This is a genomic window from Nocardia noduli, assembly GCF_019038455.1.
Taxonomy (GTDB): Bacteria; Actinomycetota; Actinomycetes; order Mycobacteriales; family Mycobacteriaceae; genus Nocardia; species Nocardia noduli.
Window position 1 is genome coordinate 1 of sequence record NZ_JAFMPL010000133.1, and the last position, 18,659, is coordinate 18,659.

Sequence of the window (18,659 nt, forward strand, 5' to 3'; positions counted from 1 at the left end):
GTCGAGACAATGCGACGCAGTCGCGAGTATCGACCGCTCGGACGCGAGACAAGAAGGGCCGCGAACCCGCGGCCCCGGCCGCCAATATCACTGCGTGAGTTGTTCGACCAGTTCGGCTGCGGTTTGGACGCCGTCGAGGAGTTTGCCGACGTGGGATTTGGTGCCGCGGCGGGGTTCGAGGGTGGGGATGCGGACCAGGGAGTCGCCGCCGAGGTCGAAGATGACCGAGTCCCAGCTCGCGGCGGCGATGTCGGCGCCGAAGCGGCGCAGGCATTCGCCGCGGAAGTAGGCGCGGGTGTCGGTGGGGGGCTTGGTCATCGCGTCGAGGACCTGCTGTTCGGTGACCAGGCGTTTCATCGATCCGCGCGCTACCAGGCGGTTGTAGAGGCCTTTGTCGAGGCGCACGTCGGAGTACTGCAGATCCATCAGGTGCAGTTTGGGTGCGGCCCAGCCGAGGCCTTCGCGGTTGCGCATGCCTTCGAGCAGGCGCAGTTTCGCGGTCCAGTCGAGCAGGTTCGCGGTTTCCATCGGGTCGCGTTCGAGCAGGTCCAGGATCATGGCCCAGTTGTCGAGGATGTCGCGGGCGCGGGGGTCGTCGTTGCCTTCGCGGTCCATGAATTTCGCGACCCGCTCGTGGTAGAGACGTTGCAGCGCGAGGCCGGTGAGTTCGCGGCCGTCGGCGAGCGCGACGGCGGTGCGCAGGGTCGGATCATGGCTGATCTGGTGCACGGCGGTGACCGGGCGGGCCAGTTGCAGATCGGACAGGTCCTCGCCCGCCTCGATCAGGTCGAGCACGAGCGCGGTGGTGCCGACTTTCAGGTAGGTCGACATCTCGGCCAGGTTGGCGTCGCCGATGATGACGTGCAGTCTGCGGTATTTGTCGGCGTCGGCGTGGGGTTCGTCACGTGTGTTGATGATGCCGCGTTTGAGGGTGGTCTCCAGTCCGACCTCGACCTCGATGTAGTCCGAGCGCTGGGAGAGCTGGAAGCCGGCGGTATCGCCGGATTGCCCGATTCCGACGCGGCCGGAGCCGGTGATCACCTGGCGGGAGACGAAGAACGGGGTGAGCCCGACGATGATCTGGTTGAACGGGGTGTCGCGGCTCATGAGGTAGTTCTCGTGGGTGCCGTAGGAGGCGCCCTTGCCATCGACGTTGTTCTTGTACAGCTGCAGGCGGGGCGCGCCGGGCACGCTGGAGGCGTGGCGTGCGGCGGCTTCCATCACCCGCTCACCGGCCTTGTCCCAGATGACGGCGTCGAGCGGGTCGGTGACCTCGGGTGCGGAGAATTCCGGGTGCGCGTGGTCGACGTAGAGGCGCGCGCCGTTGGTGAGGATCATGTTGGCCGCGCCGACCTCGTCCGCGTCGATGACCGGTGCGGGACCGTTCATCCGGCTCAGGTCGAATCCGCGCGCGTCTCGCAGCGGTGATTCCACCTCGTAGTCCCACCGGGTCCGCTTGGCCCTCGGCACGCCTTCGGCCGCGGCGTACGCGAGCACCGCCTGGGTGGAGGTGAGGATCGGGTTGGCCGACGGCTCGGTGGGTGTCGAGATACCGTATTCGACCTCGATGCCGATGATGCGCTGCATGCCATCGAGCCTAGGCGACAGAAGCCGATGTCATACCGAGGGTGGTATTTCGCTCATCGCGGGTCCGCCCGCGCGGGATCCGCGTGGTGCGAGTCCGTGAACCCGAGTAGTCGGCTACGCGTGTTCTTCCCGGTCGGCCCGGCGATTCTGGGGTGGCGCCGCTCGCCGCGGGGCGCGGGGCCTGCCCGGTCGAGGTGTGTCGGACCGGAAGTGATTCCCGGATTCGTCTGTCACGCACCGGAATACGGAGAGAAACCGATGAAAGCCGCGGTCCGCGAGATCTGGCTGCCGTTCAATGTGCCGCTGGAGGGCCGGGTGCCCTGGATGTACCTGGATGTCCGGGGGTGTGTGCGCACCGCCGTCGGCGTCGCGCTCGACGAGTCGGCGCGCGAGTTCGGCTCTCCCACCCCGGGTGAGCGGGTCGCGGCGCTGGCCGCGTCCCGGCGGCTACCGTGGCGCCGTGGGATGCGCGGCCCGTACGCCTCCGATACCGATATCGACGCGGCGTGGGACACGGTGAAACGTCGCACCGATCTGGTGCGCGGCGGTTGCCGCCGTTTCGAGCGGGTGACCGATCTGCGTCTGACCAACGGGGCGATCGACCGTTTGGTGTTCGAACGTCTCGACGAATGGGAGACGCTGATGCGGGGTCGGCTGACGCGCCACCGCGACGGGGCGGTGATCACGCCGTTCGCCGCTTTCGAATCCTGGCCCGCCGATGCGCAACTGGGCATGCTCAGCATGTGCTGGAGCATGGGGCCCGCGTTCGATTTCCCGCGATTCGAGCAGGCCGCGCTGTGCCGCGATTGGCTGCGGTGCGCCGCCGAATGCCGCGTGTATCCCGAAATGGGGACGGTGGCGCGCCGCAACGAACGCAATCAGGAGTTGTTCCGCAACGCGTTCCGGGTCGAGTCCACCGGATCGGATCCGCACCGATTGCTGTTCACGTTGCCCTGATCCCGGCCGTCGCGATCCGGCTACCCTGTGGATGTGACGCTCGCCGAACGGTTTCCGTTGCTGCACACTCCGGCTCGCTGGGAATGGGGTGGGCTCGACGTCCGTTTCTCGACCGAACTGCCGCCGGACGAACTCGTCACCAATATCCACGTCGTCTGTTTCGTCGGCGCGCGGATCGTGCTGTGCCGCGACGATCGCGATATCTGGCTGGTGCCGGGCGGGACGCGCGAGGCGAACGAGACGATCGAGGAATGCGTGCGCCGCGAATTGCTCGAGGAGGCGGGCGCGCGCACCGTCGGTCCGGTCCGGTGGATCGGGGCGCATCACGGTGTCAGCGATCATCCGGTGCCCTATCGGGTGTGGCAGCCGCATCCGCGCAAGGCGTTCCTCTGGTGCACGGCCGATGTCGTCGTCGATTCCGCGCCGACGAATCCCGGCGACGCCGAACAGATACAGGAGGTCCGGGCGTTCGCGCCCGATGAAGCCGTCCGGTTGGCCGCGACGAACGGCGATTACATGTCCGAACTGGTGGCGTTGGCGATCGAACTGCATCGCCGGTAGGTCGGCGCTTCCTCGCCCGGTCACCCCGATACGGCCACCTCGTGGAAGATCGTCGGCGAATTCCTGGATCAGGTGGCCGAAACCAGCACCGCGGCGGTGTCGCCCGGATAGATTGACAGGGAATCCGCACCTGGATTCGCGTCACCTGCCGGGAGCGTCCGATGGAGAAGGCTCTGGTCACCGATGGGGTGTCCGCGACACCCCGAAGCCTGGGCGGCGCACACCCGCCCGACGACACCTCATACCGGGCTACGGCCTTGCTGCGCCCCGGAATTCTCGCTTTCGGCGGCACGATCGGCGAAACCGATCTGCACGCGCATCACGCCGTACAGATCCTGGCCGCGGACACACCGCTGACGGTGATGGACGCCAGCGGCGTGCACCATCACGGCACCGTCGTCATCGTGCCCGCCGACGCGCCCCACCGGATCGACGCGGGCGCGGCGCACGGCGCCGCGCTGTACCTGGATCCGGAGACGGTGGCGGGCGCCGCCGCCGACCGCCGCGCCCACACCAGGGGCTGGACCGGGGGCGTCCGCATTCCCCCGGTCGATCCGGTGCGGTCGGCGCTGCTCGACCAGGTCACCGCGATCGTCACGGATCTGCGCTGCGATCACCAGACGCCGCCGGGCGCACCGCATCACGCGGTGACCGAGGCGCTGCGCGTACTGCCCTCCCTCGTCCACGACCGGTCGATCCGCGGCGCGGATGTGGCACGGCGCGTCGGCCTTTCGCCGACGCGGTTGTCGCATCTGTTCGCCGCCCAGGTCGGGATCCCGCTCCGTCCGTACATCCTCTGGCTGCGGCTGCGTGTCGCCATCATCCGGGTGCGTTCCGGTGACGATCTCGCGGCGGCGGCGGACGCGGCCGGTTTCGACAACAGCGCGCACCTGACCCGCACCTGCCGCCGGACCTTCGGACTGTTCCCGGCCGCGCTGGAACGCGACGGCCTCTGGGATCTCGGCGACGGATCGTGGACGGCGGGCAGCGCGACCTGAGAGGTCCCGCCCCGGATCATCCGGTCCCCGCGGTCGGGACCACGTACTCTCGTGGCATGTTCTCGTGGGCTCGGCTGACGACGTACGCGGTGGTCGCGTTCGTCGTGCCCGGGCTCGTCCTGCTCGCCGCACCGGCGGGCCAATCGGGGGCGCTGGCCGTCCTCGGTGTGGTCGCCGCGACCGCGATCTTCGCGATGGTGTCGCCGCGCGCCGTTCGGCTGCGCGCGCTCGCCGCCACGGCATCGGGCCCGCCGCCCTCGGCACAGCGTCGCAGGCGCGGCACCTATCTGCGGCAGAGCAATCCGGACACGGCGGGGCGTCCCCGGCCACGAGCACCGGGCGCGGCCACGCGCTGACGACGGCCCGAGCGGGCGTCGTCGGCATTCGGCCGTCCATGCCCGTTCCGTGCGCTCGACGCACGGCCACCAGTCAGGTGCCCCCTCGTGCTCGATATCGTCTATTACCCCGTGTCCGCCGTGCTCCGGTTGTGGCACACCGCTTTCGCCGCCGTCCTCGGTCCCGCCGACGCCCTGGCGTGGATCCTCGCCGTCGTCTTCCTCGTCGCGACCTTCCGTGCGGTGCTGTTCCCGCCGTTCCTGCGCCAGGCTCGCAATCAAGCCGCCATGAAACGCCTGCAACCCGAAGTACGGGCGATCCAACGGAAATTCGACGGCGACAAGCAACGGCAGAGCGTCGAGATCAGGAAATTGCATGCCGAACACGGCGTCGGGATGTTCGTCGGATGCCTGCCCGCGCTCGGCCAAGGGCTGGTCTTCCTCGGCTTGTTCCACGTGCTGCGCTCCTTCGACCGCACGCGAACGGTCGGTCACCTGCCGTTCCGGACCACTTCCGCACCGATGACCCCCGAGCAGAACGCGCTCACCCCCAACTACTTCCTCGACGCCTCCGATGTGCGATCGTTCTTGCAGGCCAAGATATTCGGAGCGCCGCTGTCGGCCACCCTCACCGGTACGCCCACCGTGGCGGTGATCGGCGTCGCCGTCGTCCTGATGGTGATCGCCGCGGTCGCGACGCACGTCACCGCGCGGGCATCGATCGCCCGCCAGGATCGGACCGCACGGCAGGTGCCGTTCATGAACACCGTCATGCTGTGGGTGTTTCCCGCGGCGGCCGTGCTCGGCGGCGCGGTACTGCCTATCGCGATCCTGGTGTATTGGGTGTCGAACAACGCCTGGACTCTGGCCCAGCAGCACATCGTCTATCGCAGGCTCGACGCCGAAACCGCGGCGCTCGAACAGCGCGCGGCCGAGAAGCGCAGGGCCGCCGCGCCGAAACCGGGCGCGAAACCCGTGCGACGTCGGTCACCGGGACGTGGTTGACGTCATCGGATATCGAGACGACCGCTTTCCGATGGCGCGCCGCCGGTCGGTACCGGTGTCATCGGGGCCCGGTGGCGGTTCCGGAGGTGATGTCGTCCGCCAGGGGTGCGATCGCGGCGATGATCTCGGTGACCGTTTCCGGTGGAACCCCCGCCGCGGCCAACGCATCGGTCAGGTGACCGGCGACCAGACCGAAATGCTCGATGGTGATTCCGCGTCCCTGGTGCACCTGTTTCATGGGCGCGCCGGTGTAGGGGTCCGGCCCGCCCAGCGCGGCGGCGAAGAACTCCACCTGCTTACCCTTCAGCCTGCCCATATTCGTGCCGGTGAAGAAACCGGCCAACTGTTCGTCGGCCAGCACGCGAACATAGAAATCCGCGACCACGACCTCGAGCGCCTCGTAGCCGCCGATCTGCTCGAAGATCGGTGCGACGGTGGCGACGGATGATTTCTGCTTGAACCAGGATGAAATACTCATCGCTCCACGACACCAGTCGGCGATTGCCCCTCTGTGATCTGCCAATCGCGCGCGCGTTGCCACTTGTACCAGTCGCGTTTCCGTGCGCTCACCGCCCGACGGGAGTCCGGTTACCGCCCGGCAGCCGTCCGGGCCGGGCTCCCCCGCCGACGCGCGCTACCCTCGGGCACGTGCCACAGCGGGCGGAGCAGAGTTCGGAAATGATCGCGGTCTACGACGGTGCGGGCCGGGTCGTCGGGATCGAGGACCGGGCCACGGTCTATCGGGACGGGCTGTGGCACGCGAGCGCCGGGGTGCTGGTGCGTTCGGGTGACGGACAGCGGATCTACGTGCATCGACGTACCGATACCAAGATGGTCTTCGCCGGGATGCACGATTGTCTGGCGGGCGGCGTCGTCGGTCCCGGCGAAGATCCGGTCCGGACTGCGGTGCGTGAACTCGACGAGGAACTCGGCATCCTCGCGACGGACGGACTCGTGCCCCTGGCGAAGATCTCGTGGGACGGCCTGTGGGCGGGCAGGCCGATGCGCTGCCACCTGTTCGCCTACGAATTCCGCTGGGACGGGCCCATCCGGCACCAGCCGGAGGAGATCGCGGACGGCTGGTGGTGGACCGACGCGGAGTTACGCGCGCACCTCGACGATCCGGAGTGGCCGTTCGTGCCCGATACGCGGCTCCTGATCGATGACCTCATCGACTGATCGGCCAGCCGGAAAACAAACAACCCACCGGATAATTCCGATGGGTTGTCGCCACTTCTTCGTTCGACTACGCGGCACTCTGGGAGACAGCGGCGGATCCGGTCTGAAGAATCATTACGAGCACTTCGAGAAGTTCCATCAGAACAAATCCTCAATTTCGATGTCGATTGGAGCCCACAGCATCGACGACCCCGGTGCCCGGCAGATGAACACCCGGTGACCATCGGGCAATACCCCGCGCACCGCGCGACATCCGCGACGGAGAGATCCCCGTCGACCGGCCGATCAGCCGTTGGACGCCATCGAACTCGCCCACACCGCGAACGCGCCGGGATTGCGGGTTTGCAGCAATACCCGGCCGGGCCCGACGAAATCGAAGACGAAACCCTCGCCCGATTTCAGCGACTGGATCGAACGGCCCGAAACCGCTCGCCGGATCGTGAAATTCATCGCCAGATCGTAGGCGACCACGTGTCCGGTATCGATGGTGATCGGTTCCCCCGGCTGTAGATCGATGACATCGATGGCGCCGAAAACTCCGACCACGATATCGCCTTCGCCGTGCGCGCGTAGACCGAAACCGCCCTCACCGCCGAACAGATTCGAGAATCCGCCCCACTTGCTTTCCACCTGTACGCCATGCGAATTGGCGATCCAGCCGCCGCGGCTGATGAAGAAGGGGCGGTCCGGGACGATCTGAAGGTTCAGCATGTCACCGGGCAGCGCGGGAGCCACATCCACCCAGCCGCCCTGCTGCGGGGCGGTGAACGTCGAGACGAAGAATGATTCGCCCGCCAGCACCGACCGCTTCAGACCGGCGATGATGCCACCCTCCGCCTTGGCCTGCAACGCGACTCCCGCCGAATGGGCGACCATGGCGCCGCTTTCGACCCGCATCGGCTCGCCGCCCGCGAGAAAGCACCGCGCGATCGTCGACGCGGGGTTGTGGCGCAGTTGTACCTTCATAGCTCGCGACACTAGATCAAAGCGCAGCGCCGGGCACTCCCGACCGGGGGATCCTCGAGAATCCGGGCGGGAGTGCCCTTTCCGGGAAGTCGCGGTGACCGCGAGCGGGTCCGAGCACTCTCAGCCCAGGGAACGCAGGGCCTCGTCGGTGCGCGCGACCACGGCCGCGCCGTCGGCGGTCAGGACGATCGGGCGCTGGATCAGTTTCGGGTTGGCGGCCAGCGCCTCGATCCAGCGGTTCCGGTCGGCGGGCGTCCGGCCCCAGCTCGACATGTCGAGATCCTTCGCGATCTGTTCGCCGGTGCGGGTGATATCCCAGGGTTCGGCGCCGAGGCGATCCAGTACCGCGCGCAGTTCGTCGGCGGTGGGCGGATCGTCGAGGTACTTGCGCACCGTGTACTCGACACCGACCTCGTCGAGGCGTGCCGTGGCGTTACGGCTCTTGGTGCACCGCGGGTTGTGCCAGATCTCGGTCTGCCCAGCTGTCATGTCACCAGCCTAGAGGTGCGCGAGAGGGCCGCCGAATCCCGCCGTCACCTCGTCCGGACGTAGTCGTCGGCGACCTCTAGCACGGCGTCGACGATGTCGAGTCCGGTGCGGATCTCCTCGGCGGAGGTCGTCAGCGGCGGGGCGATCTGGAACCGATTGCCCGCGTTGAACGGCCACAGTCCGCGTTCCTTCGCCGCGGCGGTGATCACGGCCATGGGCTCGGCCGCGGCGCCCGCGGCCGCGAACGGGATCAGGGGTTCGCGGGTGCGCGGGTCGCGGACCAGCTCGAGCGCCCAGAAGAAGCCGAGACCGCGGACCTCGCCGACACTGGGATGACGCGCGGCCAGCTCCCGTAGTCCCTTGCCGAGGACGTCGGCGCCCACCGAACGCACGTGATCGAGAATGCCCTCGCGTTCGAAGATGGCGATGGACGCCACCCCGGCCGCGCAGGCCAGTGGATGACCGGCGTAGGTGAGACCGCCCGGGTACAGCGTGTCGTCGTAACGCTGGGCGATGCGCTCGGCGATCACGACGCCACCCAGCGGCACATACCCGGAGTTCACGCCCTTGGCGAAGGTGATGAGATCGGGTGCGACACCGAACGCGTCCACCGCGAACCACTCCCCGACCCGGCCGAACCCGACCATCACCTCGTCGGCGATGTAGACGATGCCGAATTCGTCGCACAGCGCTCGCACCCCGGCCAGATAGCCGGGCGGGGGGACGAGCACACCGTTGGTGCCGACCACGGTTTCCAGGATGAGTCCGGCGATATCGGCCGGGCCCTCCAGTTCGATGACCTGCCGCAGATGTTTCAACGCCGCGGCGGTCTCCTCCTCCTGGGTCGTCGTATCCCACGGTGACCGGTACGGATACGGCCCGAAGAATCGGACCACGTCCACATTCGTGGGTTCCGCGCCCCAGCGGCGCGGTTCCCCGGTCAGCCCGATCGCCACCCCGGTGCCGCCGTGGTAGGAGCGGTAGGCCGCGAGCATCTTGGTGCGGCCGGTGAAACTGCGCGCCAACCGCACCGCGTGCTCGACGGCTTCGGCGCCGCCGGTGGTGAACAGCACCCGGTTCAGGTCGCCGGGTGCGCGTTCCACGATCAGCCGGGCCAATTCGCTGCGGGCGCGATTGCCGACGGTGGGCGAGATGGTCGTCAGTTCGCGAGCCTGCGCGACGATCGCCTCGATCAGATCCGGATGCTGGTGGCCGATATTGACATTGACCAGTTGCGAGGAGAAATCGAGGTAGCGCTTACCGTTCTCGTCCCAGAACCAGGAACCCGAGGCCCCGGTGATCGCCACCGGATTCGGGCCGCCCTGCACACTCCACGGATAGAAGACGTGGTCGTCAGCGGTCATCTATTTTCCCCCTTCGGTCAGTGTCACCTGGATCGGCGCGAACGCGGTTCCGGTGACGTCGGTGCCGCCGGATTTCAGGATGTCGAGCGCCTTGGTGACGTACTCGTTGGTGAACGCCTCCGCGTCCGGATCCTTCTTCAAGACGGTCGCGCCGTCCTGGTTCTTCGTCTCCTTGGCGATTTTCACGGTGCGATCCCACGCCGCCTGGTCGATCAGCCCGATTCCCGCGGTCGACGGCCAGATCAGCTTGTTGACCTCGTTGATCTGCCACTGTTGATGGCTCGCGCCCAGCGTCGATCCGGCGGCGACGGTGATATCGCGGCAGGTGTCGACATTGTCGCGGCAGAATGCCCAGCCCTTCAGCGACGCCGCGATGAATCGCACCGTCTGATCCTGGTACTTCGGATCCTTCAATTTCTCCGAATTGGCCCAGATCGCGTCCTGCAACATGGCGACGCCCTCGGCGTTCCAGTCGATCGTGGTGAAATCGTCGGGGGTGTAGAGCTTTCCGGTGGCCGGATTCTTCGTCTCGAGCAGCTGGGCGTATTCGTTGTAGGACATGGCCTGGGCGGCGGCGATATCCTTGGCGAGGAACGCGTTCATGTCGAACTGTTGTTGGACGAGGGTGACGTCCTTCGCCGGATCGATACCTGCCCTGGTCATTCCGGCGAACAGCTCGAATTCGTTGCCGTAGCCCCAGTTTCCGACCGTCTTGCCACGCAGCGCGGCCGGACCGGCGATATTGTCGGATTTGAACGAGACCTGTTTGGTTCCCGAACGCTGGAAGACCTGCGCCACCTCGGTGATGCCCGCGCCCGCTTCGCGCGAGGCCAGTGCCTTGGGCACCCAGGCGATCGCGTAGTCCGCCTGACCCTGCGCCAACACCGTCTGCGGCACGATATCGGTGCCGCCGTCGAGGATTTCGACCGACAGCCCCTGCTCCTTGTAGAAGCCCTGATCCACCGCGGCCAGGTAGCCGGCGAACTGTCCCTGTTTGAACCACTGCAATTGCAGGCGGACCTTGGTGAGTCCGTCCGGGGTGGTCGCCGAGGAATCGTCGGTGGTACTACAGCCGGTCAGCGCGGCCGCGGCCACCGCCACCAGCGCCAGACAGGCACGTAATCTGCGGGTGGTTCGGTTCATGTCGATCTCCATGGGGTCGTGCGTGGGCGACGGGTGAGAAATTCGAGAAGTAGGACGGCGAGGAGGAAGATCAGGCCGACGAGCATCGCGCCGACGACGTAGGCCCACGCGCGCGGATAGGCGGTATTGGCGGCGGCCGAGGTGATCCGGCTGCCGAGCCCGTTCTGCAATCCGCCGAAGTATTCGGCGATCACCGCGGCGATGACCGCGCCGGGAGCCGCGATGCGCAGGCCGGTGAACAGGTAGGGCAGCGCGGCGGGCAGCCGTACGGTACGGGTCACCTGCCAGCCGCTCGCGGCGTAGGAGTGCAGCAGATCCTGCTGCACCTTCGGCACCTGACGCAGCCCCTTGGCGGTGCTCACGAACATCGGGAAGAACACGACGACGGTGACGACCATGCGGCGCGGAGTGTCGGTGGTGGTCGAATACATCGAGTTCAGCAGCGGAGCCATGGCCACGATCGGCACGGCGGCGGCCGCGCCCGCCAGCGGCGAGAGCAGGCCGTCGACGAGGTGGAACCGCACCGCGACCATCGCGGCGGCGATGCCGAGCACCGCGCCGATCAGCAGGCCGATCAGGGCGTTGGTGCCGGTGGCGACGGCGGCGTCGAGGATGCGATCGAAATTCTCGACGAATTGCTCGGCGATATCGGTCGGCGCGGGCAGCAGGAACGACGGGACACCGGCGGCAACCGTCAGCACCTGCCACAGCGCCAGTCCACCGACGCCGAAGACCACCGGCGGCAGTATCGATGTCAGCGCGGACCGTGACGACGCCGCCGTCATCGCAGATCCCGTCCCGCGATCGGACCGTCGCCGTGGTCACCGCGCAGTGCCGCGCGTACGGCGGCGACGGCGTCGAAGAACACCGTGCTGGAACGCACGTCCCGGTCCGGATCGGGATCGCGCCCCTGGCCGCCGGTCGCCACGATATCGGTGACGCGCCCCGGGCGCGCCGACATCACCACCACCCGATCGGAGAGGAATACCGCCTCGGGGATCGAATGGGTCACGAAGAGCACGGCCGCGCCCGTCTCCCCCGCGATCCGAAGCAGCTCGGCCTGCATCCGTTCCCGCGTCATCTCGTCGAGCGCGCCGAACGGCTCGTCCATCAGCAGCAGCGACGGTGTGCGGGCCAGCGCTCGCGCGATGGCGACGCGCTGCTGCATACCGCCGGAGAGTTCGGCGGGATAGCGCTTCGCGAAATCGGTGAGTCCCGCCATCTCCAGCAATTCCGCACTGCGCGCGCGTCTTTCGGCCTTGGGCACCCGGTGCAGTTCCATCGGCAGTTCCACGTTGGCCTGCACGGTGCGCCAGTCGAGCAGTCCGGCCTGCTGGAACGCGATCCCGTAGTCCTGGTCCTTCCTGGCCCGCTCGGCGGATTTCCCGTGGACGGTCACCGATCCGCTCGAGGGCTGTTCCAGATCCGCGACGATACGCAGCAGGGTCGATTTGCCGCAGCCGGAAGGGCCGATGAGCGAGACGAATTCACCCGAGGCGATGGTGAGGGAGATATCGGACAGCGCGGTCACGGCGCCCACGGCGAAGATCTTGCCGACGTGGACGAGGTCGACCGCGGCGACCGGATCCGCACCTGTCGTCGTGCCGAACGCCGTGGTGACGGAGTCTTGCTTCGCCGTCAACGGATACCTCCTGACGAGCGGCGGTCCCGACCGGGACCACCCGATACCGATATGTGCCGAACCCACGGCGTGCCGAGGGAGGCAGGGGCAGAACTCACGCGCTTCCCTTCGACCGCTGCGCTCCGGCGGGATGGCTGTAGCGGCGCAGGACCAATTCGGCCAGCGCGACCACGCCGGTGACGGCGATGCCGAGCAGCGCGGCGGCGAACACCGCCGCGTAGAGCCGTGACGAATCGCCGGTCGCCTGCTGGGAGAACACGATGATCTGACGACCGATCCCGCCCGCCGTTCCCGTGGAGATCTCGGCGACGACCGCGCCGATCACCGACGCCGCGGCGGCCAGGCGCAGGGCGGGCAGAAAGTGCGGCACCGAAGCGGGAAAACGCAGTCGTATCAATGTGTTCCACCAGCTCGCCGAAAAGCTGTGCAACAGTTCGACCGAGGCCTTCGGCGGTGCTTGCAGCCCGCGCAACATGCCGACCGCCACGGGGAAGAAGGCGAGGTAGGAAGCGATCACCGCGATACTCATCCACGGCCGCCACGGCTCGCCCGCGATGACGACCCGGCCACCCCAGCCCGCGACCAGCGGCGCCAACGCGATCAGCGGAACAGTTTGCGAGACAACGATATACGGCAGCAACCCGCGTTCGACGAAGGCGAAGCGCTGCATCAGCACCGCCAGCGCCACCCCGACCACGGTGCCGATGAACAGGGCGAGCAGTGCCAGGCCGAAGGTGAAACCCGCCGTGCGCAACAGTGTCGCGCCCACGGTGCCCTTGCCGTCGCGTTCACCGAGCACGGTGAACACCGTCCACACGTGGGGCAGCGCGGCGTCGGTGGTGCGCGGCAGGATCCGCTGGTCGCCCAGACTCACGCCCTGCGCGGGAACCAGCGCCTTGACCGCCTCCCAGATTCCGATGACCAGCAGCAGCGCGGCGAGCGCGTAACCGGCGCGTATCGCCCGCGTCCGCGCGCCGCCGGTGGCATTCATCCGGCGCCCTCGGTCGCGGTGACGGGGTGGGCCAGCCGGGGCAGCACCGATTCGCCGTACGCCTCGAGCGTGGCGGTCTTGGCGTCGTGCTGGAGATAGACCGCGAACTGGTCGACGCCGAGTTTCTCCAGTTCGCGCAGCCGGACCAGCTGCTCGTCCGGGGTGCCGAGCAGGCAGAACCGATCGATGATCTCGTCGGGCACGAAATCGGCGTGGGTATTGCCCGCGCGACCGTGCTCGTTGTAGTCGTAACCGTGCCTGCCCGCGATGTACTCGGTCAGCGCCGCCGGAACATCACCACCGGTGCCGTAGCGCGCGACGATATCGGCGACGTGATTGCCGACCATCCCGCCGAACCAGCGGCACTGCTCGCGCGCGTGCGCCAGCCCCGTCGCCGATCCGTCGGTGACATAGGCGGGCGCGGCGACGCAGAACTTCACCGCGCCCGGATCGCGACCGGCGCGTTCGGCCGCCGCCCGCACCCTGGCGATGGTCCACGCGGCGATATCGGGATCGGCCAATTGCAGGATGAACCCGTCGCCGACCTCGCCGGTCAGGTCGAGCGCGCGCGGGCCGTAACCCGCCACCCACACCTCGAGGCGCGAATCGGCCGCCCAGGGAAAGCGCACGATCGTGTCGTCGACCTGTGCGCTGCGGCCGTTGGCGAGTTCGCGGATGACCTCGATCGATGCCCGCATGGTGGCCAGGGTCGTCGGTTTGCCGCCCAGGGTGCGCACGGCCGAATCGCCCCGGCCGATCCCGCAGACGGTGCGGTTGCCGAACATGTCGTTGAGCGTCGCGAAGGTGGAGGCCGTCACGGTCCAGTCCCTGGTCGCCGGGTTGGTGACCATCGGACCGACCATGACCTTGCGGGTCGAGGCGAGGATCTGGCTGTAGATGACGTAGGGCTCCTGCCACAGCAGATGCGAGTCGAAGGTCCACACGTGCGAGAACCCGTGCGTCTCGGCCTGTCTCGCGAGTTCGATCACGCGCGAGGCCGGAGGGTTGCACTGCAGCACTACGCCGATATCCATGCGGCACTCTCCATTCGGGTTCGATTCGGCGTCAGATCAGGTTCTGCGAGAGGTCGCGTTTGACGAATCGGCCGTGCCCGGTGGTGCCGAGGTACCGTCCGCCGTCGATGATCACGCGTCCGCGCGAGAGGACGGTGTCGACGTGGCCGTCGATCTCGAAACCCTCGTAGGCCGAATAGTCCATGTTCATGTGATGGGTCTTGCCGTACCCGATGCTGGTGTGCCCGGCGGGGTCGTAGATCACGATGTCGGCGTCGGCGCCGGGACTGATGACGCCCTTGCGCGGATACATGCCGAACATGCGCGCGGGCGTGGTGCAGCAGACTTCCACCCACCGCTCCAGCGAGATCAATCCGTTCTTGACGCCCTGGAACATCAGGTCCATCCGGTGTTCGACACCGCCGATGCCGTTGGGGATCTTGCTGAAGTCCTCGCGCCCCATCTCCTTCTGATCCTTCATGCAGAAGGGGCAGTGGTCGGTGCTGACCGCGGTGACGTCACCGGTGCGGATATAACGCCACAGCTCGTCCTGGTGCCCCTCGGCCCTGGATCGCAGCGGTGTCGAACACACCCACTTCGCCCCGTCGAAACCCGGTGCGCCCAAATGCTCTTCGAGCGAGAGGTACAGGTACTGCGGACAGGTCTCGCCGAAGACGTTCTGCCCGTTGCCGCGCGCGGTGGCGATCTGCTCCAGTGCCTGCTTGGCCGACACGTGCACCACGTACAGCGGCGCGCCGGTCACCTGCGCCAGCATGATGGCGCGGTGGGTGGCCTCCTCCTCCATCTGCCACGGGCGTGTGACGCCGTGGAAGTAGGGGCTGGTGTCACCGCGCGCCACGGCCTGTTCGACCAGGACATCGATGGCGATGCCGTTCTCCGCGTGCATCATCAGCAACGCGCCCAGATCTCCGGCGGATTGCATCGCGCGCAGGATCTGGCCGTCGTCGGAATAGAAGACGCCGGGATAGGCCATGAACAGTTTGAAACTGGTGACGCCCTCGGCCACCAATTCGCTCATCCCCTTGAGGGATTCGTCGTCGACATCACCGATGATCTGATGGAAGCCGTAGTCGACGGCGCACTGTCCGGCCGCCTTCTGATGCCACTGGCCCAGGGTGTCCTGGATCCGCTCGCCCGGTTTCTGCACCGCGAAATCGATGATCGTGGTGGTGCCGCCCCACGCCGCGGCCCGCGTGCCGGTTTCGAAGGTGTCCGACGCCTCGGTGCCGCCGAAGGGCATCTGCATATGGGTGTGCCCGTCGACGCCGCCGGGGATGACGTATTTCCCGGTCGCGTCGATGACGGTCTCAGCGGACGCGGCGAGGTCGGCGCCCAGGGCGCGCGATCCCGGTTGCAGCACCGCCACGATGGTCTCGCCGTCGATCAGTACGTCGAGCAATTGCGATCCGGTGGCCGAGACCACCGTGCCGCCGTGGATGAAGGTGGTCATGGCGTCACCAACGGTCCGTAGGCGTCCGGTCTGCGATCCCGGTAGAACGCCCACCGGTCGCGGACGACCTTGATCAGATCCAGGTCCAGATCGCGGATCAGCAGTTCCGGGGCGGTGTCGGAGGCGACGTCACCGACGAATTTGCCCTCGGGGTCCACGAAGTAGCTGGTGCCGTAGAAATCGTCGTCACCGTATTCGGATTCTATGCCGACCCGGTTTATCGCGCCGATGAAATATTCGTTGGCGACCGCGGACGCGGGCTGTTCCAATTTCCACAGGTAGGCGGACAGGCCGCGCGAGGTGGCCGACGGATTGAATACGATCTCGGCTCCCGCCAGGCCCAGTGCGCGCCAGCCCTCCGGGAAGTGCCGGTCGTAGCAGATATAGACCCCGACCCGGCCGACCGCGGTATCGAAGACCGGCCAGCCGAGATTGCCGGGACGGAAATAGAATTTCTCCCAGAAACCGTTCACGTGCGGAATATGATGTTTTCGGTATTTGCCGAGGTAGCTGCCGTCCGCGTCGATCACCGCCGCGGTGTTGTACAGCAGTCCCGGCTGTTCCTGCTCGTAGACCGGCAGGATCATCACCATGCCGAGTTCGCGCGCCAATGCCGCGAAACGTTCCGTCGTCGGTCCCGGTACCGATTCCGCGTAGTCGTAGAACTTGGCGTCCTGCAACTGGCAGAAATACGGCCCGTAGAACAACTCCTGGAAGCAGATCACCTGCGCTCCCCGCGCGGCGGCCTGCCGCGCGTAGTCCTCGTGCGCGGTGATCATCGACTCTTTGTCGCCGGTCCAGGTCGTCTGGACGAGCGCGGATCGAACGGTTGCCATGATTGTTATCGTGCACCCTGAACCACGTCCGATGTGTTACATCTGCGCGGAAACAGTTTCTTGGCCGTAAATCTTGGGGATGACCGTGGTTCGTGCCCGGTGGCGGGTCGCAGAATGACGGGGTGACCATCGAACGGGCGGGTACCGATGACGCGGACGACCGCGTTCCGCCCGGTTCGACCGTGCCGCCGCCGAGCGCCGCCGTGATGTCACCGTCGGAGTTCACCGCCGATCTCGACGATCGCACGCCCGCGGGGATCGCGGCCGTCCTCAGCCGTCGAATCCGTTCCGGCGCACTGGCTCCCGGATCGCGGCTGCCGACGGTGCGCGAGGTGGCCCGCGAACTCCGGGTGTCACCGGCCACGGTCAACCAGGCGTGGCGCGCGCTCGCGGCGACCGGCGCGATCGTCGCCAGGGGACGCGCGGGCACCTTCGTCGGGGAACTTCCCTCGGGCCGTCCCGCGGTCGGCCGCTATCAGCGACTGCACCCGCCGACCGACAGCGCGTTCCGTATCGATCTGTCGCGCGGCACCCCCGATCCCGGGCTACTGCCCGACCTGGCGACGGCATTGCGCACCATCACCGCCGTCGACGCGGGTGACCTCGCCGCGGAATATCTCGGCGACGCGGTCCTGCCGGAACTCGCCGCCAGGGTCCGCCCCGACTGGCCGTTCCGCGCGGAACGCCTGGCCGTCTTCGACGGTGCGCTCGACGCCATCGACCGGCTGCTCACCCTCCACATCCGGCTCGGGGACGCGGTGGCCGTCGAGGATCCGTGTTTCCCGCCGTTCCTCGATCTGTTGGCCCGCCTCGGGGCGAAACCGATCGCGGTCCACCTCGACGACTCGGGATTGATACCCGCCGAATTATCCCGCGCGGTCGCCGATTTCGGTATCGGTGCGCTGATCCTGCAACCCCGGGCCCAGAATCCCACCGGGGTCTCGCTCGCCGCGCGCCGCGTGCGCGAACTCACCGATATCCTCCGCGCCACCGACACCCTGATCATCGAGGACGACCATTCCGCCGGAATCGCCTCCGCCCCACTGCGTTCCCTCGGCGCCCGACTGCCACGGCGCACCGTCCACGTGCGCTCCTACTCCAAATCCCACGGCGCGGATCTGCGCCTCGCCGTCGCGGGCGGCCCCGCCGAACTGCTCGATCCGGTCATCGAACGGCGCATGCTCGGGGCGGGCTGGACCAGCCGCCTGCTCCAGCGTGTCCTGCTCACCATGCTCGACGATCCCGCCGCCGCCGACACCGTCACCGCCGCGCGCGCCGAGTACCGGAGACGGTCGACCGAATTACGGCGTGAACTCGCCGTCCACGGCGTCACGGTGGCCCGCGCGGACGGTATCAACCTGTGGCTCCCCGTCGCCGACGAGAACGCGGCGATGATCTCGCTGGCCGCCGCGGGAATCAAGGTCGCGCCAGGCGGCCCGTTCGAAGCGGCCGACACGCCTCGATCCGACCACGTCCGGCTCACCGTCTCCCCCGTCACCGATGCCGACCTCCCCTGGCTCGCCGCCGAACTCGTCGCCGCCGCGTCCGCCGCGCCCACCTATCGCCGCATCCGTCGGGCGTGAGATCCTCCCGAGGTTCGCGCCGTCTATCGCGGCAGTAACCGCGCGACAGCTTTCGGCGCGGCCAGCCACTCACGAAAGTTGTTGCGCACCTCGGTTGTTCGCCGACACTCGCAATAGGCGACGACACCGTCGGCATCAATGCCCGCCGCACGGCACAGCGCGACCGCGCGCGGCAGGTGCCGGTACTGGCTGACGATGATCGCGCGGTCGATTCCGAACCGGTCGCGGGCGCGCTCGCAGGTCTCCCAGGTCGACAGGCCCGCGCCGTCGGATCGGATCAGAGCGGGATCGATGCCGTTGTCGAGGAGGTAGCGCCGCATCGAGACGATCTCGTCGCCCGATGTGCCGCCCGCGTCACCGGAGAGCAGGATCTCGCGCACCTTCCCGGCCCGCACCAGTTCGATGGCGACATCCAAACGCCCGCGCAGGTACGCCAGCGGTGAACCGTCCGGCCCGACCTTCGCACCCGGGACGATCACCACCGGTGCCGCGGGAGCCGACGCCACGTCGTGGCGATGCCCCGACGACCGCGCCCACAG

The 18,659-nt window shown here is 67.7% G+C and carries 20 protein-coding genes; 7 read left to right on the forward strand and 13 right to left on the reverse strand.

Annotated features, from left to right (window positions below; genetic code table 11):
- Positions 1-87: 87 nt before the first annotated feature.
- A complete protein-coding gene (gene dop, locus JZ792_RS37140) occupies positions 88-1,587 on the reverse strand; it encodes a depupylase/deamidase Dop (protein WP_216917578.1) in 1,500 nt (499 codons plus the stop codon).
- A 258-nt stretch (positions 1,588-1,845) separates the two neighbouring features.
- On the opposite strand from dop, the gene JZ792_RS37145 reads away from it, so the two are divergent.
- The 5 genes from JZ792_RS37145 to yidC all read left to right on the forward strand — a co-directional run bounded on the left by JZ792_RS37145 (position 1,846) and on the right by yidC (position 5,443).
- Positions 1,846-2,544 carry a hypothetical protein gene (locus tag JZ792_RS37145; RefSeq protein ID WP_216917579.1) on the forward strand — a complete coding sequence of 233 codons (699 nt, stop codon included), beginning with the start codon at positions 1,846-1,848 and terminating at the stop codon, positions 2,542-2,544.
- Positions 2,545-2,577: 33 nt separating this feature from the next.
- Entirely contained in the window at positions 2,578-3,105 is a 528-nt protein-coding gene (locus JZ792_RS37150) for an NUDIX hydrolase (protein ID WP_216917580.1), read from the forward strand.
- A 161-nt stretch (positions 3,106-3,266) separates the two neighbouring features.
- Positions 3,267-4,103, forward strand: a complete 837-nt coding sequence (locus JZ792_RS37155; protein ID WP_216917581.1) for a helix-turn-helix domain-containing protein — start codon at positions 3,267-3,269, stop codon at positions 4,101-4,103.
- A 56-nt stretch (positions 4,104-4,159) separates the two neighbouring features.
- Entirely contained in the window at positions 4,160-4,459 is a 300-nt protein-coding gene (locus JZ792_RS37160; protein ID WP_216917582.1) for a DUF6412 domain-containing protein, read from the forward strand.
- Between the two features lie 87 nt (positions 4,460-4,546).
- Entirely contained in the window at positions 4,547-5,443 is an 897-nt protein-coding gene (gene yidC, locus JZ792_RS37165) for a membrane protein insertase YidC (protein ID WP_216917583.1), read from the forward strand.
- A 58-nt stretch (positions 5,444-5,501) separates the two neighbouring features.
- Here yidC and JZ792_RS37170 read toward each other — a convergent pair whose 3' ends face one another.
- Positions 5,502-5,921, reverse strand: a complete 420-nt coding sequence (locus tag JZ792_RS37170; protein ID WP_216917584.1) for a group I truncated hemoglobin — start codon at positions 5,919-5,921, stop codon at positions 5,502-5,504.
- A gap of 200 nt (positions 5,922-6,121) precedes the next feature.
- On the opposite strand from JZ792_RS37170, the gene JZ792_RS37175 reads away from it, so the two are divergent.
- Positions 6,122-6,622 (forward strand): NUDIX hydrolase, encoded by a 501-nt coding sequence (locus JZ792_RS37175; RefSeq protein WP_216917594.1) that lies wholly within the window; start codon positions 6,122-6,124, stop codon positions 6,620-6,622.
- 285 nt (positions 6,623-6,907) lie between these two features.
- On the opposite strand, the gene JZ792_RS37180 is transcribed toward JZ792_RS37175, so the two are convergent.
- The 10 genes from JZ792_RS37180 to JZ792_RS37225 all read right to left on the reverse strand — a co-directional run bounded on the left by JZ792_RS37180 (position 6,908) and on the right by JZ792_RS37225 (position 16,537).
- Positions 6,908-7,588, reverse strand: a complete 681-nt coding sequence (locus JZ792_RS37180; protein ID WP_216917585.1) for a TIGR00266 family protein — start codon at positions 7,586-7,588, stop codon at positions 6,908-6,910.
- Between the two features lie 120 nt (positions 7,589-7,708).
- Positions 7,709-8,077, reverse strand: a complete 369-nt coding sequence (locus JZ792_RS37185) for an arsenate reductase family protein (RefSeq protein ID WP_109527148.1) — start codon at positions 8,075-8,077, stop codon at positions 7,709-7,711.
- Positions 8,078-8,121: 44 nt separating this feature from the next.
- A complete protein-coding gene (locus JZ792_RS37190) occupies positions 8,122-9,441 on the reverse strand; it encodes an aspartate aminotransferase family protein (RefSeq protein WP_216917586.1) in 1,320 nt (439 codons plus the stop codon).
- Complete coding sequence (locus tag JZ792_RS37195) at positions 9,442-10,584, reverse strand: ABC transporter substrate-binding protein (protein ID WP_216917587.1); 1,143 nt, start codon at positions 10,582-10,584, stop codon at positions 9,442-9,444. It abuts the gene before it with no gap.
- On the reverse strand, positions 10,581-11,369 hold the full coding sequence (locus JZ792_RS37200) for an ABC transporter permease (protein ID WP_254190865.1): 789 nt from the start codon (positions 11,367-11,369) through the stop codon (positions 10,581-10,583). Before JZ792_RS37200 ends, JZ792_RS37195 begins: the two co-directional genes overlap by 4 nt.
- Positions 11,366-12,226, reverse strand: coding sequence for an ABC transporter ATP-binding protein (locus JZ792_RS37205; protein ID WP_216917588.1), 861 nt, complete (start codon positions 12,224-12,226; stop codon positions 11,366-11,368). Before JZ792_RS37205 ends, JZ792_RS37200 begins: the two co-directional genes overlap by 4 nt.
- 94 nt (positions 12,227-12,320) lie before the next feature.
- Positions 12,321-13,217, reverse strand: coding sequence for an ABC transporter permease (locus JZ792_RS37210; RefSeq protein WP_216917589.1), 897 nt, complete (start codon positions 13,215-13,217; stop codon positions 12,321-12,323).
- The gene (locus tag JZ792_RS37215; RefSeq protein ID WP_216917590.1) at positions 13,214-14,251 is read right to left on the reverse strand and encodes a TIGR03842 family LLM class F420-dependent oxidoreductase; all 1,038 of its coding nucleotides are present in this window, start codon (positions 14,249-14,251) and stop codon (positions 13,214-13,216) included. The genes JZ792_RS37210 and JZ792_RS37215 overlap by 4 nt, the downstream gene beginning before the upstream one ends.
- 31 nt (positions 14,252-14,282) lie before the next feature.
- Positions 14,283-15,701: a dihydropyrimidinase gene (hydA, locus tag JZ792_RS37220; RefSeq protein ID WP_216917591.1), complete on the reverse strand. Its 1,419-nt coding sequence runs from the start codon at positions 15,699-15,701 to the stop codon at positions 14,283-14,285.
- Positions 15,698-16,537: a nitrilase-related carbon-nitrogen hydrolase gene (locus JZ792_RS37225; protein ID WP_216917592.1), complete on the reverse strand. Its 840-nt coding sequence runs from the start codon at positions 16,535-16,537 to the stop codon at positions 15,698-15,700. Before JZ792_RS37225 ends, hydA begins: the two co-directional genes overlap by 4 nt.
- A gap of 122 nt (positions 16,538-16,659) precedes the next feature.
- On the opposite strand from JZ792_RS37225, the gene JZ792_RS37230 reads away from it, so the two are divergent.
- Positions 16,660-18,120: an aminotransferase-like domain-containing protein gene (locus JZ792_RS37230; protein ID WP_308165605.1), complete on the forward strand. Its 1,461-nt coding sequence runs from the start codon at positions 16,660-16,662 to the stop codon at positions 18,118-18,120.
- A 23-nt stretch (positions 18,121-18,143) separates the two neighbouring features.
- On the opposite strand, the gene JZ792_RS37235 is transcribed toward JZ792_RS37230, so the two are convergent.
- Positions 18,144-18,659, reverse strand: a 516-nt coding sequence (locus JZ792_RS37235) for a SanA/YdcF family protein (protein WP_216917593.1), incomplete at its 5' end; no start/stop codon positions are given.

What these genes read in the sequence shown, in the direction of transcription:
- dop (WP_216917578.1), bottom strand. Translation starts at nt 1,587, where the DNA reads ATGCAGCGCATCATCGGCATCGAGGTCGAATACGGTATCTCGACACCC.
- JZ792_RS37145 (WP_216917579.1), top strand. Translation starts at nt 1,846, where the DNA reads ATGAAAGCCGCGGTCCGCGAGATCTGGCTGCCGTTCAATGTGCCGCTG.
- JZ792_RS37155 (WP_216917581.1), top strand. Translation starts at nt 3,267, where the DNA reads ATGGAGAAGGCTCTGGTCACCGATGGGGTGTCCGCGACACCCCGAAGC.
- JZ792_RS37160 (WP_216917582.1), top strand. Translation starts at nt 4,160, where the DNA reads ATGTTCTCGTGGGCTCGGCTGACGACGTACGCGGTGGTCGCGTTCGTC.
- JZ792_RS37170 (WP_216917584.1), bottom strand. Translation starts at nt 5,921, where the DNA reads ATGAGTATTTCATCCTGGTTCAAGCAGAAATCATCCGTCGCCACCGTC.
- JZ792_RS37175 (WP_216917594.1), top strand. Translation starts at nt 6,122, where the DNA reads ATGATCGCGGTCTACGACGGTGCGGGCCGGGTCGTCGGGATCGAGGAC.
- JZ792_RS37180 (WP_216917585.1), bottom strand. Translation starts at nt 7,588, where the DNA reads ATGAAGGTACAACTGCGCCACAACCCCGCGTCGACGATCGCGCGGTGC.
- JZ792_RS37185 (WP_109527148.1), bottom strand. Translation starts at nt 8,077, where the DNA reads ATGACAGCTGGGCAGACCGAGATCTGGCACAACCCGCGGTGCACCAAG.
- JZ792_RS37190 (WP_216917586.1), bottom strand. Translation starts at nt 9,441, where the DNA reads ATGACCGCTGACGACCACGTCTTCTATCCGTGGAGTGTGCAGGGCGGC.
- JZ792_RS37195 (WP_216917587.1), bottom strand. Translation starts at nt 10,584, where the DNA reads ATGAACCGAACCACCCGCAGATTACGTGCCTGTCTGGCGCTGGTGGCG.
- JZ792_RS37200 (WP_254190865.1), bottom strand. Translation starts at nt 11,369, where the DNA reads ATGACGGCGGCGTCGTCACGGTCCGCGCTGACATCGATACTGCCGCCG.
- JZ792_RS37210 (WP_216917589.1), bottom strand. Translation starts at nt 13,217, where the DNA reads ATGAATGCCACCGGCGGCGCGCGGACGCGGGCGATACGCGCCGGTTAC.
- JZ792_RS37215 (WP_216917590.1), bottom strand. Translation starts at nt 14,251, where the DNA reads ATGGATATCGGCGTAGTGCTGCAGTGCAACCCTCCGGCCTCGCGCGTG.
- hydA (WP_216917591.1), bottom strand. Translation starts at nt 15,701, where the DNA reads ATGACCACCTTCATCCACGGCGGCACGGTGGTCTCGGCCACCGGATCG.
- JZ792_RS37225 (WP_216917592.1), bottom strand. Translation starts at nt 16,537, where the DNA reads ATGGCAACCGTTCGATCCGCGCTCGTCCAGACGACCTGGACCGGCGAC.